Source organism: Streptomyces thermocarboxydovorans, assembly GCF_039524635.1.
GTDB classification, from domain to species: domain Bacteria; phylum Actinomycetota; class Actinomycetes; order Streptomycetales; family Streptomycetaceae; genus Streptomyces; species Streptomyces thermocarboxydovorans.
On record NZ_BAAAGU010000061.1, the window covers coordinates 1 to 24,259 of the forward strand.

A 24,259-nucleotide genomic window follows, 5' to 3' on the forward strand; every position below is an offset into this window, starting at 1 on the left:
GCGGGCCTTCCGATATCGTCACACCGCCGTGACCTGCACACTCACGACGTCACCGCGACTTTGCAATCGCCCTGCGATGGCGATCGACGCCGTCCCCAACCCCGAGGTCCACAACGGGCTCGCGGTGCAGATGATCGACGAGGTGCGGCACTCGACGATCCAGATGAACCTCAAGCGCCTGTACATGAACCACTACATCGACCCGGCCGGGTTCGACATCACGGAGAAGGCCTTCGCGAACAACTACGCGGGCACGATCGGCCGGCAGTTCGGCGAGGGGTTCATCACCGGTGACGCGATCACCGCGGCCAACATCTACCTGACCGTGGTCGCCGAGACCGCGTTCACCAACACCCTGTTCGTGGCCATGCCCTCGGAGGCCGCGGCCAACGGCGACTACCTGCTGCCCACCGTGTTCCACTCGGTGCAGTCCGACGAGTCCCGGCACATCTCCAACGGCTACTCCATCCTGCTGATGGCACTGGCCGACGAAGAGAACCGCAAGCTGCTCGAGCGGGACCTGCGCTACGCGTGGTGGAACAACCACTGCGTCGTGGACGCCGCGATCGGCACCTTCATCGAGTACGGGAGCAAGGACCGCCGCAAGGACCGGGACAGCTACGCGGAGATGTGGCGTCGGTGGATCTACGACGACTACTACCGCAGCTACCTGATCCCGCTGGAGAAGTACGGTCTGGTCATCCCCCACGACCTGGTCGAGGAGTCGTGGAACCGGATCTACAACAAGCACTACGTGCACCGCGTCGCCCAGTTCTTCGCCACCGGATGGCCGGTCAACTACTGGCGCATCGACCCGATGACCGACCAGGACTTCGAGTGGTTCGAGGAGAAGTACCCCGGCTGGTACAACCAGTTCGGCCGCTGGTGGGAGGAGTACAACCGGCTGCGCTACCCGGGCCGCAACAAGCCGATCGCCTTCGAGAACGTCGGCTACGAGTACCCGCACCGGTGCTGGACCTGCATGGTGCCCTGCCTGGTCCGCGACGACATGGTGGTCGACCAGGTCGACGGCCAGTGGCGGACGTACTGCTCGGACACCTGCCACTGGACCGACAAGGTCGCCTTCCGCCCCGAGTACGAGGGCCGGCCGACCCCGAACATGGGCCGGCTGACCGGCAAGCGCGAGTGGGAGACGCTGTACCACGGCCAGGACCTGGCCGACATCATCTCCGACCTCGGTTACGTCCGCGACGACGGCAAGACCCTCGTCCCGCAGCCGCACCTGGACCTGGACGACCCGAAGAAGCTGTGGACCCTCGACGACGTGCGCGGCATCACGTTCAACAGCCCCAACGTGCTGCTGAACGAGATGTCCGACGCCGAGCGTGAGGCGCACGTCGCGGCGTACAAGGCGAACCCGAACGTCACTCCGGCGGCCTGACGGCCTTTCAGACCGGCTCCCGCCGCGGCCCGTAGCCGCGACGCGTCGCGGCGGGAGCCCCTCATCGTCAAGGAGCGGCATCATGGCCGACACGCACAAGGTGCGATTCGAACCGGTAGGCATAGAGATCGAAGCCGACGAGGACGAAACGGTGCTCGATGCCGCGTTCCGGCAGGGTGTCATGCTGATCCACGGCTGCAAGGAAGGCCAGTGCTCGGCGTGCAAGTCCTTCCTGCTGGACGGCGACCTGCAGATGGGCCGGTACTCCACCTTCGCCCTGCCCGACTTCGAGAAGGACGAGGGATACGTCCTGCTGTGCCGGTCGCACGTCTACAGCGACACGGAGATCGAACTCGTCAACTACGACGAGGACATGATCAGGTCGGGTCTGCCGGTCACCACCGTGCAGACCGAGGTGGCCCAGCTGACCGACCTCACGCACGACATCAGCCTGGTGCGGCTGAAGCTGCCGGCGGATTCCGGTTTCCGGTTCCACCCCGGCCAGTACGTCGACATCACCATCCCCGGAACCGACGAGCACCGCTCGTTCTCCATGGCCAACCTCTCGGCGGCCGAGGGGATGCTGGAGTCCCGGTCCGCCCGGGCGATGTCCCGGATGATCGGGTTGATGGAGGCGACATGGTCGCCGACCTTCTGGTCGACCTCGTAGTTGTCCTTGCCGCCGATCCAGTAGTTCCACACGCGCGCGTTGTGCGCCACACCGGTGTTCAGCCTGGCCGACCCGCTCGGCGGGGTGTGGCTCTCACTCACGTCTCTTCCTCTCCCTCACCCGTACGGCCGCGACCGGCCCCGCGGCCATTGTGCCGCGCGATGATCACATTGTCCCGGGAACGGGAGGAGGAGCGGGGGCATGGTCAACAGGACTGCGGCGTCGCCGAGTTGGGTGGCGCCGGGACGAGCTCCCGCACGACGCGCTCGTCCCGGCCGTTCTGCTCACGCCCGCAGCGGGTCGTGGCCGAGTGACATCAGGCGGTGCCGGCGGGCCGTGTCCTCGGCGGCCGGCCCGTGCTCGGGGCCGCACTGCGCGTCCACGGCGTCCACGACCTCCCACATCACCTCGAGGTCGTCCTCGGTGAGGTCGGTGCGCCGCTTCTGCAGGACGGCCAGGACCCGCAGCCCGGTGGCCTCGTCCTCCGGCAGCGCTTCGGTGTGCTCGCCGGCCTCGGAAACCTGCAGCCAGGCCGCGAGCTCCGGCGACGTCATGTTCACCACGCGGTGGAACTCCTCCCACAGCGCGTCGAGTTCGAGGGCGTCGGCCATCGGGGCCCCTTTCCGTGTGTGCGGTGCCTGCGCCGGTGCCTGTGCGCCGCGGTCAGGTGCCGTCCGGGCCGTTCTCCGCCTCGAACATCCACCGCTGCTTCTCCAGGTCGGCGGTGATGGAGATCAGCAGGTCCTGGGTGACCAGGTCGGCCTTCTCGGTGGCGTCTATGCGCTCGCGCAGGCGGACTATGGCCGTGCCGAGGGCGTCCGTCATCACCCGCACGGCCTCGGTGTCGCGCAGCCAGCCCGCGTCGGGCGCGGGCAGGGCGAACACCTCGGCGATGGTCTCCGGGCGGCCGTCCGGCGGCACGCCCAGCGCGGCTGCCCGCTCCGCCACCGTGTCGGCGTGGGTGCGCGCGGCGGTGACGACCTCGTCCAGCTGGAAGTGGATCGAGCGGAACCGCGGGCCCACGACGTTCCAGTGGGCCTGCTTGCCGATCAGCGACAGACCGAGAAGATCCACCAGGGTGTCCTGGAGCGCCTCGCAGGAGACCCGTCGGGCTTCCTCGGGCAGGGTGCTGCGCACAACAGTCATCAGTCAGTGCTCCTCGACTCGTCGGTCCGGGGTGTGCGGGTGCCCCGGACCGGCGGTCACAAACCGGACGTCCGGTGCCCGGTAGGCGGCTCAGCCTGCGAGAACGCCGTCCAGGAAGTGCGTCAGCGTCTCGTACGCCTCCGCCTTGCAGGTCTCGTTGAAGACCTCGTGCCGGGCGCCGGGGAACACCCGCTCGGTCAGCTTGCCGCCGCTCAGCTGCTCCACGCCGATGCGGCTGCCGGGCAGCGGCACCAGCCGGTCGTCGTCGCCGTGCAGCCACAGCAACGGGAGCGGGCCGACGCCGCCCTCCTCGGCCACGGTGCCCAGCGTGCGGGCGAACGCCTCGACCGTCGGCCGCTTCATCGGGCCGTGCCAGACCAGCGGGTCGGCCGCGTACGCCGCGCCGACCGCCGGGTCGCGGGAGAGCGCCGCCGGGCTGATCGGGGTGTCGGGGATCTCGTCCAGGGCGAGCAGCCGGCGCGGCAGCTCCCAGTCGCCGATCACCGGCGCCGAGAGCACCAGGGCGGCGAGCGACTCGCCGTACCGCTGGGCGTACCGGGCCGCGATCAGCCCGCCCATGGAGTGGCTGATCACCACCAGCGGCAGACCGGGGCGGTCCTCGCGCAGCCGCCGGGCGACGGCGTGCACATCGGTGACCACCTCCTCGAAGTCCTCGATCAGCACCCGCTCGCCCGCCGACTCGCCGTGGCCCATGTGATCGGGCCCGGCGACCAGGGCGCCGTGCCGGACGAGGACCTCGGCGAGCGGGGCGTACCGGCCGATGTGCTCGCCGTATCCGTGCACCACCAGCGCCAGGTACCGCGGGCGGTCCCCGGACCACTCGCGGACCGCCAGCGTGCCGCGGGTGCCGGTGAGGTGGTAGGCACGGGCCTGGGGCATGGATCCTCCAGATCGTCCGGTGTGAGGCCGTCACGTCCTGAGGATCTTCCCAGCCGGCCGCCCCGCGGTCTATAGTTCGAAACTAGCGGTGCTAATTAAGAAGACACCGGACACGGCACAGCCCTCTGTTTCCGTCAGGAGTCCTCCTCGTGCGTCCCGTCCACTTCGCGGCCGCCCGCCGCACCCCCATCGGCAAGCTGCGCGGAGCCCTCTCCCCGGTCCGCCCGGACGACCTGGCCGCCGCCGTCATCCGAGGTCTGATCGCCGAGGTGCCCGCGCTGGACCCGGCCCGTGTGGACGACGTCTACTGGGGCGCCGCCAACCAGGCGGGCGAGGACAACCGCAACGTGGCCCGCATGGCGGCGCTGCTCGCCGGGCTCCCCGAGTCCGTGCCCGGCGCCACCGTCAACCGGCTGTGCGCCTCCGGTCTCGAGGCCGTCACCACCGCCGCCCGCACCATCGCCGCGGGCGAGGCCGACATCGTGATCGCGGGCGGCTCCGAGTCGATGAGCCGCGCCCCCTTCGTCCTGCCCCGCCCCGACGAGGCCCTGCCGCCGCGCATGGAGACCTTCGACACCCGGCTCGGCTGGCGGCTGGTCAACCCGGCGATGAAGGAACTGCACGGGCTGCTGTCCATGGGCGAGACCGCCGAGGAGGTCGCCGAGCGCTACGGCATCTCCCGCGAGCGGCAGGACGAGTTCGCGCTGCGCAGCCACCAGCGGGCGGCCGAGGCCCGCAAGAACGGCGTCTTCGACGACGAGCTGCTGCCCGTCGAGCGCCCGGACGGGGTGGTCGTGGACGCCGACGAGTGCATCCGCGAGGACACCTCGCTGGAGAAGCTGGCCCGGCTGAAGCCGGTGTTCCGCCAGGGCGGCTCCGTCACGGCGGGCAACGCCTCCCCGATGAACGACGGGGCGGCCGGACTGCTCCTGGTCAGCGAGGAGGCGCTGAACGACCTGGGCCTCGAGTCCCTCGGCCGCTATGTCGCCGGTGCCTCGGCGGGCGTCCACCCGGACGTCATGGGCATCGGACCCGTCCCCGCCACCCGCAAGGTGCTGGCCCGCGCCGACTGGAGCATCGGCGACATCCAGGAGGCCGAGTTCAACGAGGCCTTCGCCGCACAGGCGCTCGCCTGCGTGGACCAGCTCGGCATCGACCCCGAGCTGGTCAACCCGACCGGCGGCGCCATCGCCCTCGGCCACCCCCTCGGCTGCTCCGGCGCGCGCATCCTGACGACCCTGCTGCATCGGATGCGGCGCACCGGGGCCGAGCGGGGGCTGGCGACGATGTGCGTCGGTGTCGGGCAGGGCAGCGCGGTGCTGGTCGAGCGCCACTGACGCCGGAAGCCCGCGGGCGGGCGCCTCGCACCCGGGGCGCCTGATGCCGGCGGCCCCTGACGCCGGGGGCGCCTGATGTCGAAGGCCCCTGACACCGGGGCGTCTGACGCCGAGGGCGGGCGCCGGCCCGGTCCCTGAGACGGTCCTTCCGGGGCTGCTTGTCAGGACATAACATCAGCCTCGCATGGACACGATCACGCAGCTCACCGGGTGGGAGTTCGCCGCACTGGCCTTCGCCGCCTGCCTGGTCGGCTTCTCCAAGACCGCCGTCAGCGGGGTCAACACCGTCAGCCTCGCCGTCTTCGCCGCGGTGCTGCCCGCCCGGGCCTCCACCGGTGTGCTGCTGCCCATCCTGATCGCCGGTGATGTGCTCGCCGTGCTCACCTACCGGCGGCACGCCCACTGGCCCACGCTGTGGCGGCTGTTCCCGGCCGTCGCCGCCGGTGTCGTGGTCGGCACCGTCTTCCTCACCTGGGCCGACGACCAGGCGGTCCGCATGTCGATCGGGGCGATCCTGCTGCTGATGGCCGGGGTGACGGTGTGGCGGCGGCGCCGCGCCGAGCGCGAGGAGGAACCGGAGGCGGTCACCACCCGGGCGGGCCGGATCAAGGCCCGCTCCTACGGCGTCCTCGGCGGTTTCACCACCATGGTCGCCAACGCGGGCGGCCCGGTGATGTCGATGTATCTGCTCTCCGCGGGCTTCCGGAAGCTGGGCTTCCTGGGCACCTCGGCCTTCTTCTTCCTGATCGTCAACACGTCCAAGGTGCCGTTCAGCGCGGGACTGGGGCTGATCGACGCCGGGTCGCTGCTGCTGGACGCGGTGCTGGTGCTGTTCGTGGTGCCCGGCGCGCTGATCGGTAAGTGGGCCGTGGACCGGATCGACCAGCGGCTGTTCGAGCAGCTGGTGATCGCGGCGACGGTGGTGGGCGGACTGCAGCTGCTGCTGCGCTGAGCCCCGCCCGTCAGCCGGCCCGATCGGAGGAACCCGCGGGTCCGATGCCCCCGGACGGTCCGTTCCGCCCGCTCGACCCGGTCGGCCCGCTCGGTCCGGTCGGTCCGGTGGGCCCGGTCGGCCCGCTCGACCCGGTCGACCCGGTCGGCTCGCTCGGCTCGCTCGGTCCGGTCGGTCCGGTCGGTCCGGTCGGTCCGGTTGGCCCGGTCGACCCGCCCGGCCCGGACGGCACGGGCTCCCGGTGACGCCGGTGCGGCGCTGCCGTCCGGCCCACCGTCGCCGCCAGCTTGCGCAGCCGGCGCCAGTTCAGCCCCGTGGGGCGGGTGGCGCCGGGCCGCTTGCGCGGGACCCGGACCCGCAGCGCGCCCGGCGCGATCCGGCACACCACCGGCGCCGGCAGGACCAGGGCCTCCCCGTCCAGACCGACCTCGATCTCCTCGCGGTCGGCCTCCACGACCACCTCCCGCGCGGTGGTCTTGGTGAGCCCGCTCGGCTCGGGCCCGAACAGCAGCGCGGCGAAACCGACCGCGCCCTCCAGCTTCACCCCGAGGACCCCCAGCACCCCCGTGTCGAGCCGGTCGCGCCGGCCGAGTCCGAAGGGGTCGTCGGTGCGGTACGGGTTGTTGCTGACCAGCACGGCCTGCGGAGCGTGGATCACCGTGTCGCCGGCGCGGGCCGTCAGCCGGGGCCCCTGCTGGCCGGTGAGCAGATCGGGCAGCATCTCCAGGCTGGTGCCGATCTTGTCGTCGCGGTAGGCGGGGCTCTGCACCAGGGCCGCGTACGCGCCGAAGGAGGCGTTGTTGACGAACGGCCGGTCCGCCGCGAAGCCCAGGTCGACCCGCAGCTCCACCCCGTCGTGGAGCGCGTCCAGGCAGGAGGCCGGGTCGCCGCGGTCCAGGCCCAGGTCCAGGGCGAAGTGGTTGCGGGTGCCGGCGCTGATCACCAGGAACGGCACATCGTGCTCGGCGGCGACGGCCGCGACCAGCGCCTGGGTGCCGTCACCGCCGGCGGCGCCCAGCAGATCCGCGCCGTCCGCCACGGCGGCCCGCGCCAGCTCGGTGACGTCGTCCTTCTCCGGGTCCAGGAGCACCACCCGGGCACCCAGCCGCTCGGCCTTCTCCCGCAGCCCGAAGCGGCCCACCTTGCCGCCGCCCGACCGCGGATTCATGATCAGCACCGGGCGCCTGGGCGGCGGTGCGCGCCGCTCCCGCGCCGAGCGCCCCGAGCCCTCCGTGCCGCGGAGCGCGAAGCGGCCGCTCCACACCGCGACTCCCCACAGCGCCAGCGACACCAGCAGCGCCCAGAACAGGGCGGCGGCGAACAGCGCGACCACGGCCGCCGGCACACAGACGGCGACCAGCGCCGCCACCCACCTGAGCGGCCCGCGCAGGGTCAGCGTCCACCACACCGCGGCCGCGCTCACCCCCAGCGCGGCGACCCCGCAGATCAGCAGCAGCAGACCGCGCCACCCGCCGTACACCAGGGGGATCAGCACCGCGGCCGTGGCCGAGGCCAGCGCCGCCCGCGCGGCCCATCGCTGGACGCGGTAGGCCCGCCTGCTCAGGTCCACGGCCATGACTCCTCCAGTCGCCGGCGCCATCGTAGGCCGCACCGGCCCGCACCCGGCCCGACGCCAACCGCCGCTTGCCCTTTACGCTCACACTCATGTCTGCCCATGTCCTGGTCCTCGGCGGCACCGGCGAGGCCCGCGCACTCGCGGCCGCGCTGGCCTCCCGCCCCGGAATCAGGGTCACCACCTCGCTCGCCGGACGCGTGACCCGGCCGCGCGCCCTCCCCGGCGAGGTGCGGGTGGGCGGATTCGGCGGCGTACCGGGGCTGGCCGCATGGCTGCGTGAGCAGGAGGTGCGCGCGGTGCTCGACGCCACGCATCCCTTCGCCGCGGCCATCACCGACCACGCGGCGCGGGCCGCCGCACTGACCGGGGTGCCCCTGGTGGTGCTGCGCCGGCCGGGCTGGCGTCCAGGCCCCGGCGACCGCTGGCACCCCGTCCCCTCACTGGACGACGCCGCGGAACTGCTGCCCCGGCTCGGGCGACGGGTGTTCCTCACCACCGGACGGCTCGGCCTCGCCGCCTTCGCCCACCTGACCGAACTGCACTTCCTCGTACGGTCGGTGGAGCCCCCGGAGCCCCCCGTGCCGCCGCACACGCACACCCTGACCGCCCGCGGCCCGTTCACCCTCGCCGACGAGACCGCCCTGCTGCGCGACCACCGGATCGACGTGCTGGTCACCAAGGACAGCGGCTCAGACGCCACCTCCGCGAAACTCACCGCCGCCCGCGAACTCGGGCTTCCGGTGGTGCTGGTCCGCCGCCCGCCCCTGCCGCAGGGGGTGACGGCGGTCCCGGACGTGGCCACGGCCCTGGACCACCTGCGGACGGTCCTGACGGAGGGCTGAGGCCCCCAGGCCAGGCAGGGCCCGCTACTCCTCCGCCGTCCGGCGGCGCAGCAGATACGTGTCCATGATCCAGCCGTTGCGCTCACGGGCCTCGGCCCGCAGCCGCTCGATCCGCTCGGCGGTCTCGGCGAGCGGACCGGAGACCAGGATCTCGTCCGGGGTGCCGATGTAGGCGCCCCAGTAGATGTCGATGTCCTGATCGGCGTACCGCCGGAACGCCTGGTGGGCGTCGAGCATGACCACCACGTCGTCCACGCCCTCCGGGAAGCCCTCGGCCAGCCGGCGGCCCGTGGTGATCTGCACCGGGCGCGCGACCCGGTTGAGGCCCGTACGGTGCCGGGCCACCAGCGCCGAGACACTGCTGATGCCCGGCACCACGTCGTACTCGAAGGCGACCTTCCCCCGCTCCAGCACCTCCTGGAGGATCCCCAGCGTGCTGTCGTACAGCGACGGGTCGCCCCAGACCAGGAAGGCGCCGGTCTCGTCCTCGCCCAGCTCCTCGGCGATCAGGTGCTCGTAGATGTCCGCGCGGGCGCTGCGCCAGTCGCCCACCGCGGGGGAGTAGGCCGCGCCGCCGGCCGAGCGGTCCCGCTCCGGGTCCCGCGCCTCGACGACCCGGTACGTCCCCTCCGGTACGTGCGCCTCCAGCATGTCCCGGCGCAGCCGGGTGAGGCCGGACTTCACCTCGCCCTTGTCGAGGATGAAGAACACGTCGGTGCTCCGCAGCGCCTTGACCGCCTGCAGGGTCAGCTGATCGGGGTCGCCCGCGCCGATGCCGATGACATGAATGGTTCGCACGCCCCGAGTCTGCCGCACGCCCATGACCCGCCGGTCAGCCGGGGCTACGACCCGCCGGTCAGCCGGGGCGCTCGTGCCGCCGCGTCCACCGGGCCGCCGGCCTCCCCGCGCTCCACCTCCGCCGCCAGCGCACGCGCCCAGGCGACCACCCCCGGCAGATCCATGCCGTACCAACGCCCGCCCGCGCCCCGCGCCCACTCCTCGACCGCACCGGCGCCCCGCCGCAGCAGCCGCGCCCCGCCCGTGGCGTTCCCGCGGGCGGCGTGCGTGAGGCCCACCGCCAGCTGAGCGAGCCCCCGCCACAGCTCGCGCTCCTCCTCCGGCCCCGACTTCCAGGCGTCCTCGAACACCTCGTGCGCGTGGAACGGCTTGCCCTCGTCCAGCAGGCGCTGCGCCTCGGCCACGCTCTCCTCCGGCCGCCGCACCACCCCCTCGGGCTGCCGGGGCACCCCCCGCGCCCCGTACGGCAGGGGCCGGCCCAGCCCGTCCCTCGGCCGGGCGTTGCGCGCCCGCCCCTCGCTGTCCCGGTCCCGGGCGACCGGGGCCGTGCCTGCCGGAGCGGTCCGTTCCGGGGTCGGGTGTGCCGGAGTGCCGTCCTCGCTGCCCATGGAGCTGCCCATGGGGCTGATTGTCGCGCGCCCGGGCCCGCTTCGGCGCGGCCGGGGGCGTGCGGTAAAGTGACCTTCGCGCGATCACGCGGGTCACCGCGTGGGAGAGCACCGGGACGTGGCGCAGCTTGGTAGCGCACTTGACTGGGGGTCAAGGGGTCGCAGGTTCAAATCCTGTCGTCCCGACGGTGTGAAAGGCCCCGTGGGCTTCTGCCTGCGGGGCCTTCGCGCGTTCTGGATGGCCCGTTCGCCCGCCGCGACGGCTGACGCACCGCATGCCCGCATCCGCTGTGCCACCCGGCCCGGGAGTGGGACCGTGGAGAGGTACCCGGACCCGTCCGGAAGGGAGCCGTCCCATGACCACCCACCCCGGCGCCCGAGCCCTGCGCGCCACCCCCGAGGGCCTGCTGTGGGAGCCCTCCGAGCGCTGGGTCCGGGGCCGCAAGGGCGACATCACCGTCGTCGACAGCCGCCGCCCCGTGCTCGTCTGGGAGCCGGGCCTGCCCGTGCCGCAGTACGCCTTCCCGCGCGAGGACGTGCGCACCGACCTGCTGCGCCCGGCCGAGAAGCCGCACACCGGACTGCACACCGGCTCCCAGGTGTTCTACGACCTCGTGGCCGGCGGTGAGGTGCGTCCGAACGCGGCCTGGGTGTTCCCCGCCGAGGACCTCGCCGGTCACATCGCCTTCGAGTGGTTCCTGCGCCCCGAGCGGGGGCTGGACCACTGGTACGAGGAGAACGAGGAGGTCTTCGTCCACCCCCGGGACCCGCACAGCCGGGTGGACGCCATGCCCAGCAGCCGGCATGTGGTCGTGGAGATCGACGGCACCGTGGTCGCCGATACGCACGGACCCGTGGTGCTGTTCGAGACGTCCCTGCCGCCCCGCTACTACCTCCCGCCCCAGGACGTGCGCCTGGAGCTGTTCGAGCCCACCGACCACAGCAGCCGGTGCCCCTACAAGGGAACCGCCTGCTACTGGTCGTACCGCGGCGAGGCCGAGGTGCCGCCGAACGTCCTGTGGAGCTACCCCGACCCGCTGCCGTCCGTGGCCGTGATCAAGGACCGGCTCGCCTTCTACAACGAGGTGGTCGGTCTCGTCGTGGACGGCGAGCGGCTCCACCGGCCCCAGACGCCGTTCAGCGCCGCCCTCGGCCGGTGAACAGCCCTCACCCCCGGACCAGCAGCTGGAAGTCGAAGGCGTAGCGCGACGCCCGGTACAGATGGGTGCCGTACTCCACCGGGCGGCCGGTGTCGTCGTAGGCGGTGCGCTGCATGGTGAGCAGGGCGGCGCCCTCCTGCTCGTCCAGGCGGGCGGCCTCCGCCGCGGTGGCCGAGCGGGCGCCCACCGTCTGGCGGGCGCTGTGCAGGGTGAGGCCGGCCGCGCGCATCATGCGGTACAGGCCGGTCGTCGCCAGCCGGGCGTCGTCCAGCTCCAGCAGGCCCGGCGGGAGGTAGTTGCACAGCAGGGCGACCGGCTGGCCGTGGGTGTGCCGCAGCCGTTCCAGCAGGATCACCTCGCTGTGCTCGGCCACCCCCAGGGCGGCGGCCACCTCCGGTGAGGCCGGCACCGGCTCGTTGCGCACCACCTCGGTGGTGGGCGCCTGCCCCGCCGCCTCCAGGTCGTCGTAGAGGCTGCTCAGCTTCAGCGGGCGCCGGACCTTGCTGTGCACCACCTGGGTGCCCACGCCGCGGCGGCGCACCAGCAGGCCCTTGTCGACCAGCGACTGGATCGCCTGGCGCACGGTCGGCCGGGACAGGCCCAGCCGCACCGACAGGTCGACCTCGTTGCCCAGCAGGTCGCCCGGCGCCAGCCTGCCCCGTTCGATCGCCGCCTCCAGCTGCTGGGCGAGCTGGTGGTAGAGCGGCACCGGGCTGCCGCGGTCCACGGCGAGGTCCAGCCGGCCCAGCGCCGTCGCGGCTCCTTCGCGGGCCGGGCCGCCGGTCCTCGCCATGGACGTTCCTCCCCTCGGTCGCGCGGTCACGGTCAGGCCGACAGGTGGCGGCGGCGTGCGGCGACCTGCTCCTCGTACCGCTCGCGGGCCTGGACGGCCGGCGCGCGGGAGGCCACCTCGGCGACCGGCACGTCCCACCACGCCTCGGCCGGGGGAGCGGTCGGCGCCGGGTCGGTCTCCACGTACACGCAGGTCGGGCGGTCCGAGGAGCGCGCCTCGGCCAGCGCGTGCCGCAGCTCCCGCACGGTCTTGGCGCGCAGCACGTCCATGCCCAGGCTGGCCGCGTTGGCGGCCAGGTCCACGGGCAGCGGGGCGCCGGTGAAGGTGCCGTCGGCGGCGCGGTGGCGGTAGGCGGTGCCGAAGCGTTCGCCTCCCACCGACTCGGACAGGCCGCCGATGGAGGCGTAGCCGTGGTTCTGGATCAGGACGATCTTGATCGGCAGACGCTCCTGGACCGCGGTGACGATCTCCGTGGGCATCATCAGATACGTGCCGTCGCCGACCAGCGCCCACACGGGGGTGCCGGGCGCGGCCTGCTGCACGCCGATGGCGGCCGGGATCTCGTAGCCCATGCAGGAGTAGCCGTACTCCAGGTGGTACTGGCGCGGGCTGCGCGAGCGCCACAGTTTGTGCAGGTCGCCGGGGAGCGAACCGGCCGCGTTGATCACCACGTCCTCGTCGCCGACGACCCCGTCCAGCGCGCCCAGCACCTGCGTCTGCGTCGGCACGGCGTTCTCGTCCGGCGCGCGGTAGGCGTCCTCGACGACGCGCTCCCAGCGCTCCTTGCCGGCCCGGTACTCGGCCTCGTAGTCCGCCTCCACCCGGTGTCCGGCCAGCTCCCGGGTCAGCTGCTCCAGCCCGGTGCGGGCGTCGCAGACCAGGGTGCGGGCGGACAGCTTGTGCGCGTCGAAGCCGGTGATGTTGAGGTTGAGGAAGCGGACGTCCGGGTTCTGGAAGAGGGTGCCGGAGGCGGTGGTGAAGTCGGTGTAGCGGGTGCCGACGCCGATCACCAGGTCGGCGGTGCGGGCGAGGTCGTCGCTGACCGCGGTGCCGGTGTGGCCGATGCCGCCGAGGTCGGCGGGGTGGTCGTGGCGCAGGGAGCCCTTGCCGGCCTGGGTGGAGGCGACCGGGATGCCGGTGGCGTCGACCAGCGCCTTCAGCGCCTCCTCGGCCTCGCTGTGGTGCACCCCGCCGCCGGCCACGATCAGCGGGCGCCGGGCGGAGCGCACGGCGGCGGCGGCCGCGCTCAGCTCCACCGGGTCCGGCGCCGGGCGGCGCACCCGCCAGACCCGCTCGGCGAAGAACTCCTCCGGCCAGTCGTACGCCTCCGCCTGCACGTCCTGCGGCAGCGCCAGGGTGACCGCGCCGGTCTCGGCGGGGTCGGCCAGCACGCGCATCGCGTTCAGCGCGGAGGGGATCAGGGCCTCGGGGCGGGTGATCCGGTCGAAGTAACGGCTGACCGGGCGCAGGGTGTCGTTGACCGACACATCGGCCTCCACCGGGTGCTCCAGCTGCTGCAGCAGCGGGTCGGCGGAGTGCGAGGCGAAGTAGTCGCCGGGCAGCAGCAGGACCGGCAGGCGGTTGATGGTGGCCAGGGCGGCGCCGGTGACCAGGTTGGTGGCGCCGGGGCCGATGGAGGTGGTCACGGCCTGCGCGGAGAGCCGGTTCAGCTGGCGGGCGTGGCCCACGGCCGCGTGCACCATCGCCTGCTCGTTGCGGCCCTGGTGGTAGGGCATGAGGTCGCCGTACTCCACCAGCGCCTGGCCGATGCCCGCCACATTGCCGTGGCCGAAGATGCCCCAGGTGCCCGCGATCAGCCTGCGCCGCACCCCGTCGCGCTCGGTGTACTGGGCGGCGAGGAACCGCACCAGGGCCTGGGCGGTCGTCAGTCGGCGGGTTGCGGGGCTCATAGGGACCTCTCCGGTGCGGTGTAGAGGGGCAGTCGGGGATCGACCGGCTGGTCCGGCCAGGTGTCGCGGATCCAGGCGTGGTCGGGGTGGTCGCAGATCAGCCAGGCGCGCTCGGCCTCCGGGCCCGCCATGACGTTGAGGTAGTACATGTGGTGGCCCGGCACAGCCATGGACGGCCCGTGCCAGCCGTCCGGGATGAGCACGACGTCACCGTCGCGCACCTCGGCCAGCACGTCCGTCTCGCGCCCCGGACCGGACGGGGAGACCCGCTGGTAGCCGAGGCCGGGGATGTTCTCGTGGGGCGCGAACTCGAAGTAGTAGATCTCCTCCAGCACGGACTCCTCGCCCGGCCGGTGCTCGTCGTGCTTGTGCGGCGGGAACGAGGACCAGTTGCCGCCCGGGGTGAGGACCTCGACCGCGATCAGCTTGTCGCAGTCGAACACCCCGGCCGCGCCGAAGTTGTTCACCTGCCGCGAGCAGTTGCCGGTGCCGCGCAGCTCCACGGGGACGCCGGAGGCCGGCCCGTAGCGGGCGGGCAGGCGGCGGGTGCAGCGGGCGCCGGTGAGGGCGAAGCGTCCGCCTCCGGTGGAGGTGATGGTGGCGCGGGCGTCGCGGGGGAGGTAGGCGAAGTCGCTCACCCCGTCGAACACGCTGGTGCGGCCGGTCAGCTCGAAGGTGTCGTGGCCGAAGTCGTCTGCGGAGGCGACGGTGCAGCCCCCGGCCAGCGGCAGCACGATCCACTCGCTCTCACCGGTGTCGAAGGTGTGCGTCCCGCCCGGCGGCAGCTGAAGGACGCGCAGGCTCGAGAAGCCCCAGCCGGCGGACTCGGGAGTGACGTCGACGAGGTAGGGGCCGGCGTGCGCCTTGCCCGCGGGAAGGTGATACGTCATGGGTTCCCTTTCGTCACGACGGGCGTCTCACAGCAGGCTGACGGCGGTGTCGACCGCCTCTTCCACACTGCCCTTCGCCGGGTAGAGCAGCGACCGGCCGACCACCAGGCCCCGCACCGTGGGCAGCCGCAGCGCCTTGCCCCACCGCTCGTACGCCGCCTCCTGGTCGCCCACCTCGCCGCCGAGCAGCACCACGGGCAGCGTGGAGGTGGCCAGCACCTCCGCCATGTCGTCGACGTCGTCGGTGACGGGCAGCTTCAGCCAGGTGTAGGCGGAGGTGCCGCCGAGGCCGGAGGCGATGGCGACGGAGCGGGTGACGGCCTCGGCCGACAGGTCGTTGCGCACCCGGCCGTCGACGCGGCGGGAGATGAACGGCTCGACGAACACCGGCAGCCGGCGTGCGGCCATGTCGTCGATGGCGCGGGCGGTGGACTCCAGGGTGGTCAGCGAGCCCGGGTCGTCGTAGTCGATGCGCACCAGCAGCTTGCCGGCGTCGAAGCCGAGCCGCTCGATGTCCTCGGCGCGGTGGCCGGTGAAGCGGTCGTCCATCTCGAAGGAGGCGCCCGCCAGGCCGCCCCGGTTCATCGACCCCATGACGACCTTGTCGTCCAGTACCCCGAGCAGCAGCAGGTCCTCGAGGATGTCGGCGGTGGCCAGCACCCCGTCGACTCCGGGCCGGGACAGCGCCCGGCACAGCCGGTCCAGCAGGTCGGCGCGGTTGGCCATGGCCAGCGGCCGGCCGTTCACGCCGAGCGCGCCCCGGGCGGGGTGGTCGGCGGCCACGATCATCAGCCGCCCGCTGTCGCCGAGCAGCGGGCGGCGCACCCGGCGGGCGGCGGCCTCGGCGACGGCCTCGGGGTTGCGGGCCCGGACCGTGGTGAGGTCGGGGATGCTGAGGTTCAAGACAGGGCTCCGTTCAGGACTGGCTCGGCGGGCCCGCCGGGCTCGGCGAGGCGGCCCGGGCGAGAAGGTCCGTGATCTCCTGCTGTGCCGGCATGGCGGACGAGCAGGCGAGGCGGGAGGCGACGAGGGCACCGGCGGCGTTGGCGTGACGCATGGTCTCCTCCAGGGACCGGCCGGAGAGCAGGCCGTGGCAGAGCGAGCCGCCGAAGGCGTCGCCCGCGCCGAGGCCGTTGACCACGTCCACCGGCACCGGAGGGACCTCGGCCCGGGTGCCGTCGCGGTGCACGGCGAGCACGCCCTTGGGCCCCTGCTTGACGACCGCCAGCTCCACGCCGGCCGCGAGCAGCGCCTCGGCGCAGGCGGCGGGCTCGCGGACACCGGTGGCGATCTCGCACTCGTCGAGGTTGCCGACGGCGACCGTGGCGTGCTCCAGGGCCTCGCGGTAGTAGGGGCGGGCCTGGTCGGGGTCGCGCCAGAACATGGGCCGCCAGTCGAGGTCGAAGACGGTCGTGCCCGCCTTGGCGCGGGCCCGGAGCGCGTCGAGGGTGGCGGAGCGGCTCGGCTCCTCGCTCAGACCGGTGCCGGTGATCCAGAAGATGCCCGCCGCCCGGATCGCCTCGAGGTCCAGTTCATGGGTGTGGATCTCCAGGTCGGGGGCCTTGGGCCGGCGGTAGAAGTACAGCGGGAAGTCGTCCGGGGGGAAGATCTCGCAGAAGGTCACCGGCGTCGGGTAGTCGGCGACCGGGGTCACCCAGCGGTCGTCGACGCCGAAGTCCTTCAGGGCCTGGTGCAGATAGACGCCGAAGGGGTCGTCGCCGGTGCGGGTGATCACCGCGGTGGAGCGGCCCAGGCGTGCGGCGGCTACGGCGACATTGGCGGCGGAGCCGCCCAGGAACTTGCCGAACGTCTCCACCTGCGGCAGAGGCACACCGGTCTGCAGTGGGTAGAGATCGACCCCGATGCGTCCCATGGTGATCAGGTCGAAATACTGTGGTGAGTCGGCCATTGGGCGACGCTCCTCGAGGCTCTTGGGGATGCGGGTCCCTGGGCGCCCTGCCACGGTGGGGGCGTGGTTCACGGGAACCTGCCGCCTCCAAGGTGTAGGTCTCAGGGGGTGCCGCTGTCAATAGTTTGTACTTACATTCGGACTAGCTCGTGAAATGATGTCATAACAAAGTATTGACAGAGGGCGCGTCAGGGGATTGGATCCGGTCCCAGCACGACAGCCGTTCTCCCTGGCAGACGATCCGGAATCCGGTAAATGCAATCCGGACTCCGCAAGGCGCCGGTCCGGACCACCGGACCCGCCCGTTATCCCTTCCCCGCGTAGCACAGTGAGGTGCAGGACAGATGGACCGCTCTTCTCACACCCGCTCCCGCCGAATCGCGCCGTTCGTCGCGGTGGCCGCGGCAGCAGCCCTGACCCTCGCCGGCTGCTCCAGCAGCTCCGGCGGAAAGAAGGCCGAGGAGGGCGGTGCCGACGCCTCGGCGGGCAAGGCCAGCACGCCCCGCATGACGGTCGCCCTCGTCACCCACCAGTCGCCCGGCGACACCTTCTGGGACATCGTCCGCAAGGGCGCCGAGGCCGCGGCCGCCAAGGACAATGTCAAGCTCGTCTACTCCGCCGACCCGAACGCCGGCAACCAGGCCAACCTGGTGCAGAACGCGATCGACCAGAAGGTCGACGGCATCGCCGTCACCCTCGCCAAGCCCGACGCGCTCAAGGGCGTCATCGCCAAGGCGGAGAAGGCCGGCATCCCCGTCGTCGGCCTCAACTCCGGCGTCAGCGACTGGAAGGACCTCGGCCTGCTGGAGTTCTTCGGCCAGGACGAGAACGTCGCCGGCGAGGCCTTCGGCAAGAAGCTCAACGAGGTCGGCGCCAAGAACGCCGTCTGCGTCATCCAGGAGCAGGGCAACATCGGCCTGACCCAGCGCTGCGACGGCGTGAAGAAGACCTTCGAGGGCAAGCTGCAGATCCTCAACGTCAACGGCACCGACATGCCCTCGGTGAAGTCGACGATCACCGCCAAGCTCAAGCAGGACTCCTCCATCGACTACGTCGCCACCCTCGGCGCGCCCTTCGCGCTGACCGCGGTGCAGTCCGTGGAGGAGGCCGGCAGCAAGGCGAAGGTCGCCACCTTCGACCTCAACAAGCAGCTGACCGGCGCCATCCAGAACGGTGACATCACGTTCGCCGTCGACCAGCAGCCCTACCTGCAGGGGTACCTGGCCATCGACGGTCTGTGGCTCTACAAGAACAACGGCAACTACAGCGGCGGCGGCGAGCAGCCGGTGCTGACCGGCCCGGCGTTCGTCGACAAGTCCAACGTCGACACGGTCGCCGACTTCGCCGCGAAGGGCACCCGGTGATGAGCATGACCCAGCAGGCCCGGCCGGCGGTGACCACACCGCCGGCTCCCGGCCCCAAGGAATCCGACGGCCGGACGGCGCGGCGCCCGCTGGCGCTGCGCCTGCTCGCCCGGCCCGAGGTCGGGGTGTTCCTCGGAGCCGTCGCCGTACTGATCTTCTTCCTGTTCGCCGCGCCGCCCGTGCGCGACGGCAGCTCCATCGCCAACATCCTGTACCAGTCGTCGACCATCGGGATCATGGCGCTGCCCGTGGCCCTGCTGATGATCGGCGGAGAGTTCGACCTGTCGGCCGGTGTCGCGGTGATCACCTCGGCGCTGACCGCCAGCATGCTCAGCTACCAGCTCACCCTGAACGTCTGGATGGGCGTGATCGTCGCCCTCGCCGTCTCCCTCGGCATCGGACTGTTCAACGGCTGGATGCTGATCAAGACGGGGCTGCCCAGCTTCCTGGTCACCCTCGGCACCTTCCTGATCCTGCAGGGCGTCAACCTCGCGGTGACCAAGCTGGTCACCGGCAACGTGGCCACCAACTCCATCAGCGACATGGACGGCTTCGAGCAGGCCAAGACGATCTTCGCCTCCACCTTCGACGTCGCCGGCGTCCAGGTGAAGATCACCGTCGTGTGGTGGCTGGTGTTCGCCGCCCTGGCCACCTGGGTGCTGCTGCGCACCAAGTACGGCAACTGGATCTTCGCCGTCGGCGGCAACAAGGAGAGCGCCCGCGCGGTCGGTGTCCCTGTCACCTTCACCAAGATCTCGCTGTTCATGCTCGTCGGCTTCGGCGCCTGGTTCGTCGGCATGCACAACCTGTTCTCCTTCAACACCGTGCAGTCCGGCGAGGGCGTCGGCCAGGAGCTGATCTACATCGCCGCGGCCGTCATCGGCGGCTGTCTGCTCACCGGCGGCGCCGGCTCGGCGATCGGCCCGGTCTTCGGCGCCTTCATGTTCGGCATGGTGCAGCAGGGCATCGTCTACGCCGGCTGGAACCCCGACTGGTTCAAGGCCTTCCTCGGCGTGATGCTGCTCGGCGCCGTCCTCATCAATCTGTGGGTCCAGCGCACGGCGACCCGGAGGTGACCGCAATGACCGACAAGACCACCGGCACCCACGGGACCACCGTGAAGGACACCGCGGCGAACGGCGACCGCCCCCTGGTCGAACTGCGCGGCGCGGGCAAGTCCTACGGCAACATCCGTGCCCTGCACGGAGTCGACCTGGAGGTCCACCCCGGCCGGGTGACCTGCGTGCTCGGCGACAACGGCGCCGGCAAATCCACCCTCATCAAGATCATCTCGGGGCTGCACCAGCACACCGAGGGCGAGTTCCTCGTCGACGGCGAACCGGTGCGCTTCTCCACCCCGCGCGAGGCCCTCGACAAGGGCATCGCCACCGTCTACCAGGACCTCGCCGTCGTCCCCCTGATGCCGGTGTGGCGCAACTTCTTCCTCGGCTCGGAGATGACCAAGGGCCCCTGGCCCCTGCGCCGCCTCGACATCGAGCGGATGAAGAAGACCGCCGACGAGGAACTGCGCAACATGGGCATCGTCCTCGACGACCTCGAGCAGCCCATCGGCACGCTCTCCGGCGGCCAGCGCCAGTGCGTCGCCATCGCCCGCGCCGTCTACTTCGGCGCCCGCGTCCTCATCCTCGACGAGCCCACCGCGGCGCTCGGCGTCAAGCAGTCCGGTGTCGTGCTGAAGTACATCGCCGCCGCCCGCGACCGCGGCCTCGGCGTCATCTTCATCACCCACAACCCGCACCACGCCTACATGGTCGGTGACCACTTCAGCGTGCTGCGCCTGGGCACCATGGAACTGTCCGCCGACCGCAGCGAGGTCAGCCTCGAGGAGCTGACCAACCACATGGCGGGCGGCGCCGAACTGGCCGCGCTCAAGCACGAACTCGCACAGGTCCGCGGCGTCGACGTCGAGGAGCTCCCCGAGGAGGCGGACCTCAAGGCCTCCGCGGCCGCAACCCCGGAAGGAAAGTCCTGACATGGCAGTCGCGCTCGACCGCATCCGGGTCGGCTCCGCACCCGACTCCTGGGGCGTCTGGTTCCCCGACGACCCGCTGCAGGTGCCCTGGCAGCGCTTCCTCGACGAGGTCGCCGAGGCCGGCTACGAGTGGATCGAACTCGGCCCCTACGGCTACCTGCCCACCGACCCGGCCCGCCTCAAGGACGAGGTCAGCCGGCGGAACCTGAAGGTGTCCGCGGGCACCATCTTCTGCGGACTGCACCGCGGCCCCTCCGAGTGGGACTCCACCTGGGAGCAGGTCAGCCGGGTCGCCTCCCTCACCCAGGCCATGGGCGCCAGGCACCTCGTGGTCATCCCCTCCTTCTGGCGGGACGACAAGACCGCCGAGATCCTCGAACCCCCGGAGCTCACCACCGAGCAGTGGGGCCACCTCACCCGCGGCATGGAACGCCTCGGCCACGAGGTGCGGGAGAAGTACGGCCTGGACATCGTCGTCCACCCGCACGCCGACACCCACATCGACACCGAGGAGCACGTCCAGCGCTTCCTCGACTCCACCGACGCGGACCTGGTCAACCTCTGCCTGGACACCGGCCACTACGCCTACTGCGGCGGCGACAGCGTCAAGCTGATCGAGACCTACGGCGAACGCATCGGCTATCTGCACCTCAAGCAGGTCGACCCCGAGATCCTGGCCGACGTGGTGAAGAACGAGATCCCCTTCGGCCCCGCCGTCCAGCGCGGCGTCATGTGCGAACCGCCCGGCGGCGTGCCCGAGCTGGGCCCCGTCCTCACCGCCGCCCAGAACCTGGGCGTGGACCTGTTCGCCATCGTCGAGCAGGACATGTACCCCTGCGACCCGGACAAGCCGCTGCCGATCGCGGTGCGCACCCGCCGGTTCCTCCGCTCCTGCGGCGCCTGACGACCGGCCCCGACCGACCGCCGGCCCGCGGCACCCGACGACGAGGCCGGCGACCGCCCGGACCCACCACAGATCGACGACCAGAAAGGCCACGCCATGAACCGTCGCGAGCCGCTCGGTGTCGCCGTCATCGGCACCGGACGCATGGGCGCCGACCACGTACGCCGCATCGACCGCGTCATCAGCGGCGCCCGGGTGGTCGCCGTGGCCGACACCGACGCCGAACGCGCCAAGACCGTGGCCGCGACCGTCGACGGCTGCACCGCCCACACCGACCCGGCCGCCGCGATGGCGGCGGCCGGCGTCGACGCCGTGCTCATCGCCTCCCCGGGACCGGCCCACGAGGCCGCGCTGCTCGCCGCGTTCGAGCGCGACCTGCCGGTGCTGTGCGAGAAGCCGCTCACCCCCGACACGGCCGGCGCGCTGCGCGTGCTGGAAGCCGAACAGGCCCTCGGCCACCGCCGGGTCCAGGTCGGCTTCATGCGCCGCTACGACGCCGAGTACGTGAGGCTGAAGGCGCTGCTGGCCTCCGGCCGGCTGGGCCGGCCGCTGATGCTGCACAACCGGCACCGCAATGTGGCCAGCCCGCCCTTCTTCACCAGCTCCATGCTGATCACCGACTCCGTCGCCCACGAGGTCGACGCCACCCGCTGGCTGCTGGAACAGGAGATCACCGCGGTCACCGTGCTGCGCCCCACCCCGTCCAGCGGCGCCCCCGGGGGCCTGAGCGACCCCCAGTTCGTCGTCCTGGAAACCTCCGGCGGCGCCCTGTCCGACGTGGAGATCTTCGTCAACTGCGGCTTCGGCTACCAGGTCCAGGCCGAGGCGGTCTGCGAGCGCGGCACCGCCCGCATCGGCGACGGCCACGCCCTGATCACCAGCATGGCCGGCCGCTGGGGCGGCACCATCGCCCAGGACTTCACCGAACGCTTCGCCCAGGCCTACGACGACGAGGTCCAGGCCTGGGTGGACAGCACCCGCCGCGGCGAGGTCACCGGCCCCAGCACCTGGGACGGCTACGCGGCGGCGGCGGTCTGCGAGGCGGGCGTGCGGGCGCTGGAGCAGGGCGGCAGGGTGGATGTCGCCCTCGTCGACCGGCCCCCGCTCTACCGCTGAGCAGCACACGACTCGGGCCCGCCCCCTCGGCCGGGAGCGGGCCCGAGCCCTGTCGTCCGCCGTCAGTCCTGCCGGACCTCCTCGATGCGCACCGGCCGGTGCTCGGCCAGCGACAGCGTGCACGCCTCGGCGATCCAGCCCGCCTCCAGCGCGTCCGCCACCGTGCACGGCGAGGGCCGGCGGCCCGCCACGACCTCGGTGAAGGCGGCGAGTTCGGCGCGGTAGGCCTCGGTGAAGCGGTCCATGAAGAAGTCGTGCGGGGTGCCCGCGGGGAAGGTCACCCCCGGCTCCACCGACCGCAGCGGCAGCTTGTCCTCCAGACCGACCGCGATGGAGTCCTCGAACCCGTGGATCTCCATGCGCACGTCGTACCCCCGGCCGTTGTGCCGCGAGTTGGACACCACCGCGATCGTGCCGTCGTCCAGGGTGAGTACCGCACCGGTGGTGTCGGCGTCGCCCGCGGCCGCGATGTAGTCGGCGCCCCGGTTGCCGCCGGCCGCGTACACCTCGGTCACCTCACGGCCCGTCACCCAGCGGATGATGTCGAAGTCGTGCACCGCGCAGTCACGGAAGATGCCCCCGGAGGCGGCGATGTACGCGGCGGGCGGCGGCGCCGGGTCCAGGGTGGTGGAGCGCACCGTGTGCAGCGTCCCCAGCTCCCCGCCCCGCACGGCCTTGCGCGCGGCGACGAACCCGGCGTCGAAACGGCGGTTGAAGCCGATCTGCACCGGCACGTCCCGCCCCTCGACGGCGCGGAGGACCTCGACGCCCTCGGCCATGGTGCGGGCCACCGGCTTCTCGCAGAACACCGGCACACCCGCCTCGACACAGGCGCGGATCAGGCCCGGATGGGCGTCCGTGGCGGCGGCGACCACCACGCCGTCCACCCCGGCCGCGAGCACGGCCTCGGGGGAGTCGGCGACCTCGGCACCGAACCGTTCGGCGGCGGCCTTGGCGGCGTCCGCGAACGGGTCGGAAACGACCAGCGACTCGACGGCACCGAGCCCGTGCAGGGTCTCGGCGTGGAAGGCGCCGATCCGCCCGAGACCGAGAATTCCGATACGCATGAGGTGTTGCTCCTTGAGAGGGGTACGAACCGCGTCCCCTCACGGGGACACGGAGCTGCGGGGGAGGTGCCGCCCCGCCGCCCGGTCGCGATCCGCCGCGGGGCCGCGTCGGACGCGCCGAGCGGGGCGCCGCACCTCGTCAGTCGAGGCCGCCGAGCACGTTCTGGTCCCAGTCGATCACGGATCCGGTGACCACCCCGGAACGGTCCGAGAGCAGGAACACCACGAAGTCCGCGATCTCGTCCGGCTGGCCCAGCTTGCCCATCGGCAGCCGGGCGGCGGCGCGCTCGCGCCAGTCGTCCCCGGCCCCGTGGAAGGCCCGCTGCGTCGCGTCCTCGCCCTCGGTGGCGGTCCAGCCGATGTTCAGGCCGTTGATCCGGATGCGGTCCCACCGGTGGGCGTGCGCCGCGTTGCGGGTCAGGCCCATCAGCCCCGCCTTGGCGGCGACGTACGGGGCGAGGAACGGCTGCCCGCCGTGCGCGGACGAGGTGATGATGTTGACGATGGTGCCGGGCGCCTCGCGGCGCACCATGTCGGCGACGGCGGCCTGCATGGCGAAGAACGGCGCCCGCAGATTGATCGCGATGTGCTGGTCGAACAGCTCCGGCGTGGTGTCGAGCAGCGTGCCGCGCGAGGTGAGCCCGGCCGAGTTCACCAGGCAGTCGACCCTGCCGTGGGCCTGTACCACCTCCGCCACCGATGACTTGGCCTGTTCGGCGTCGGCCAGGTCGGCGCGCACGAACATCGCCTTGCCGCCCGCGGCGGTCAGCTCGTCCACCAGCGCCTCGCCGGGCTCGGGGCGCCGCCCGGTGAACGCCACCACCGCGCCCTCGCGGACGGCGGCCCGGGCGATCGCGGCGCCCACGCCCTGGCTGCCGCCGTTGACCAGGACGACCTTGTCGTCGAGAAGTCCCATCGCGTA

23 protein-coding genes, 1 tRNA gene and 2 pseudogenes are annotated in these 24,259 nt (G+C 72.2%); 12 read left to right on the top strand and 14 right to left on the bottom strand.

Annotation, left to right across the window (positions count from 1 at the left end):
- Positions 1 to 76 precede the first annotated feature (76 nt).
- Entirely contained in the window at positions 77 to 1,402 is a 1,326-nt protein-coding gene (locus ABD198_RS24950) for a ferritin family protein (protein WP_344005915.1), read from the top strand.
- An 82-nt stretch (positions 1,403 to 1,484) separates the two neighbouring features.
- A complete protein-coding gene (locus ABD198_RS24955; protein ID WP_344005917.1) occupies positions 1,485 to 2,072 on the top strand; it encodes a 2Fe-2S iron-sulfur cluster-binding protein in 588 nt (195 codons plus the stop codon).
- Here ABD198_RS24955 and ABD198_RS24960 read toward each other — a convergent pair.
- From ABD198_RS24960 to ABD198_RS24975, 4 genes and pseudogenes are all read right to left on the bottom strand, one after another.
- Positions 1,991 to 2,173, bottom strand: a pseudogene (locus tag ABD198_RS24960) (SAM-dependent methyltransferase); the annotation flags it as partial. The gene ABD198_RS24955 and the pseudogene ABD198_RS24960 overlap by 82 nt on opposite strands.
- A 183-nt stretch (positions 2,174 to 2,356) precedes the next feature.
- A complete protein-coding gene (locus ABD198_RS24965) occupies positions 2,357 to 2,683 on the bottom strand; it encodes a DUF3140 domain-containing protein (protein ID WP_344005919.1) in 327 nt (108 codons plus the stop codon).
- 52 nt (positions 2,684 to 2,735) lie between these two features.
- Positions 2,736 to 3,218: a Dps family protein gene (locus tag ABD198_RS24970; RefSeq protein ID WP_344005921.1), complete on the bottom strand. Its 483-nt coding sequence runs from the start codon at positions 3,216 to 3,218 to the stop codon at positions 2,736 to 2,738.
- 90 nt (positions 3,219 to 3,308) lie between these two features.
- Complete coding sequence (locus ABD198_RS24975) at positions 3,309 to 4,118, bottom strand: alpha/beta hydrolase (protein ID WP_344005923.1); 810 nt, start codon at positions 4,116 to 4,118, stop codon at positions 3,309 to 3,311.
- Between the two features lie 149 nt (positions 4,119 to 4,267).
- On the opposite strand from ABD198_RS24975, the gene ABD198_RS24980 reads away from it, so the two are divergent.
- Entirely contained in the window at positions 4,268 to 5,455 is a 1,188-nt protein-coding gene (locus ABD198_RS24980) for a thiolase family protein (RefSeq protein WP_344005925.1), read from the top strand.
- 184 nt (positions 5,456 to 5,639) lie between these two features.
- Positions 5,640 to 6,407 carry a sulfite exporter TauE/SafE family protein gene (locus ABD198_RS24985; RefSeq protein ID WP_344005927.1) on the top strand — a complete coding sequence of 256 codons (768 nt, stop codon included), beginning with the start codon at positions 5,640 to 5,642 and terminating at the stop codon, positions 6,405 to 6,407.
- A gap of 247 nt (positions 6,408 to 6,654) precedes the next feature.
- On the opposite strand, the pseudogene ABD198_RS24990 reads toward ABD198_RS24985, so the two are convergent.
- Positions 6,655 to 7,983: pseudogene (locus tag ABD198_RS24990) on the bottom strand (diacylglycerol/lipid kinase family protein); the annotation flags it as partial.
- 89 nt (positions 7,984 to 8,072) lie between these two features.
- Here ABD198_RS24990 and ABD198_RS24995 point away from each other — a divergent pair.
- Entirely contained in the window at positions 8,073 to 8,825 is a 753-nt protein-coding gene (locus ABD198_RS24995; protein WP_344005929.1) for a cobalt-precorrin-6A reductase, read from the top strand.
- Between the two features lie 24 nt (positions 8,826 to 8,849).
- Here the strand turns inward: ABD198_RS24995 and cobF are convergent, their stop codons facing one another.
- Positions 8,850 to 9,623, bottom strand: coding sequence for a precorrin-6A synthase (deacetylating) (gene cobF / locus ABD198_RS25000; protein WP_344005931.1), 774 nt, complete (start codon positions 9,621 to 9,623; stop codon positions 8,850 to 8,852).
- Between the two features lie 44 nt (positions 9,624 to 9,667).
- Positions 9,668 to 10,231, bottom strand: coding sequence for a DUF309 domain-containing protein (locus ABD198_RS25005; protein WP_425580545.1), 564 nt, complete (start codon positions 10,229 to 10,231; stop codon positions 9,668 to 9,670).
- 112 nt (positions 10,232 to 10,343) lie between these two features.
- Between ABD198_RS25005 and ABD198_RS25010 the strand changes: the two genes are divergently transcribed.
- Positions 10,344 to 10,417: transfer RNA gene (locus ABD198_RS25010), tRNA-Pro, on the top strand.
- A 170-nt stretch (positions 10,418 to 10,587) separates the two neighbouring features.
- Positions 10,588 to 11,391: a DUF427 domain-containing protein gene (locus tag ABD198_RS25015; RefSeq protein ID WP_344005935.1), complete on the top strand. Its 804-nt coding sequence runs from the start codon at positions 10,588 to 10,590 to the stop codon at positions 11,389 to 11,391.
- Positions 11,392 to 11,398: 7 nt separating this feature from the next.
- Here the strand turns inward: ABD198_RS25015 and ABD198_RS25020 are convergent, their stop codons facing one another.
- The 5 genes from ABD198_RS25020 to iolC are packed head-to-tail and all read right to left on the bottom strand — an operon-like array spanning position 11,399 to position 16,893.
- Positions 11,399 to 12,184: a GntR family transcriptional regulator gene (locus ABD198_RS25020; RefSeq protein WP_344005937.1), complete on the bottom strand. Its 786-nt coding sequence runs from the start codon at positions 12,182 to 12,184 to the stop codon at positions 11,399 to 11,401.
- Positions 12,185 to 12,216: 32 nt separating this feature from the next.
- A complete protein-coding gene (gene iolD / locus ABD198_RS25025) occupies positions 12,217 to 14,094 on the bottom strand; it encodes a 3D-(3,5/4)-trihydroxycyclohexane-1,2-dione acylhydrolase (decyclizing) (RefSeq protein WP_344005939.1) in 1,878 nt (625 codons plus the stop codon).
- The gene (gene iolB, locus ABD198_RS25030) at positions 14,091 to 14,984 is read right to left on the bottom strand and encodes a 5-deoxy-glucuronate isomerase (RefSeq protein WP_344005941.1); all 894 of its coding nucleotides are present in this window, start codon (positions 14,982 to 14,984) and stop codon (positions 14,091 to 14,093) included. The genes iolD and iolB overlap by 4 nt, the downstream gene beginning before the upstream one ends.
- A 27-nt stretch (positions 14,985 to 15,011) precedes the next feature.
- A complete protein-coding gene (locus ABD198_RS25035) occupies positions 15,012 to 15,887 on the bottom strand; it encodes a Cgl0159 family (beta/alpha)8-fold protein (protein WP_344005943.1) in 876 nt (291 codons plus the stop codon).
- 13 nt (positions 15,888 to 15,900) lie between these two features.
- Entirely contained in the window at positions 15,901 to 16,893 is a 993-nt protein-coding gene (iolC, locus tag ABD198_RS25040) for a 5-dehydro-2-deoxygluconokinase (RefSeq protein ID WP_344005945.1), read from the bottom strand.
- A gap of 344 nt (positions 16,894 to 17,237) precedes the next feature.
- On the opposite strand from iolC, the gene ABD198_RS25045 reads away from it, so the two are divergent.
- From ABD198_RS25045 to ABD198_RS25065, 5 genes are all read left to right on the top strand, one after another.
- Complete coding sequence (locus ABD198_RS25045) at positions 17,238 to 18,257, top strand: sugar ABC transporter substrate-binding protein (RefSeq protein WP_344005947.1); 1,020 nt, start codon at positions 17,238 to 17,240, stop codon at positions 18,255 to 18,257.
- Positions 18,257 to 19,333, top strand: a complete 1,077-nt coding sequence (locus tag ABD198_RS25050; protein WP_344005949.1) for an ABC transporter permease — start codon at positions 18,257 to 18,259, stop codon at positions 19,331 to 19,333. The genes ABD198_RS25045 and ABD198_RS25050 overlap by 1 nt, the downstream gene beginning before the upstream one ends.
- Positions 19,334 to 19,338: 5 nt before the next feature.
- Positions 19,339 to 20,250, top strand: coding sequence for an ATP-binding cassette domain-containing protein (locus ABD198_RS25055; protein ID WP_344005951.1), 912 nt, complete (start codon positions 19,339 to 19,341; stop codon positions 20,248 to 20,250).
- Between the two features lies 1 nt (position 20,251).
- Positions 20,252 to 21,154 carry a sugar phosphate isomerase/epimerase family protein gene (locus ABD198_RS25060; protein WP_344005953.1) on the top strand — a complete coding sequence of 301 codons (903 nt, stop codon included), beginning with the start codon at positions 20,252 to 20,254 and terminating at the stop codon, positions 21,152 to 21,154.
- Positions 21,155 to 21,250: 96 nt separating this feature from the next.
- On the top strand, positions 21,251 to 22,270 hold the full coding sequence (locus ABD198_RS25065; RefSeq protein WP_344005955.1) for a Gfo/Idh/MocA family protein: 1,020 nt from the start codon (positions 21,251 to 21,253) through the stop codon (positions 22,268 to 22,270).
- A 62-nt stretch (positions 22,271 to 22,332) separates the two neighbouring features.
- Here ABD198_RS25065 and ABD198_RS25070 read toward each other — a convergent pair whose 3' ends face one another.
- Together ABD198_RS25070 and ABD198_RS25075 are read right to left on the bottom strand one after the other, a co-directional pair.
- On the bottom strand, positions 22,333 to 23,337 hold the full coding sequence (locus tag ABD198_RS25070) for a Gfo/Idh/MocA family protein (RefSeq protein WP_344005957.1): 1,005 nt from the start codon (positions 23,335 to 23,337) through the stop codon (positions 22,333 to 22,335).
- Positions 23,338 to 23,476: 139 nt separating this feature from the next.
- Positions 23,477 to 24,253 carry an SDR family oxidoreductase gene (locus ABD198_RS25075; protein ID WP_344005959.1) on the bottom strand — a complete coding sequence of 259 codons (777 nt, stop codon included), beginning with the start codon at positions 24,251 to 24,253 and terminating at the stop codon, positions 23,477 to 23,479.
- Positions 24,254 to 24,259 lie beyond the last annotated feature (6 nt).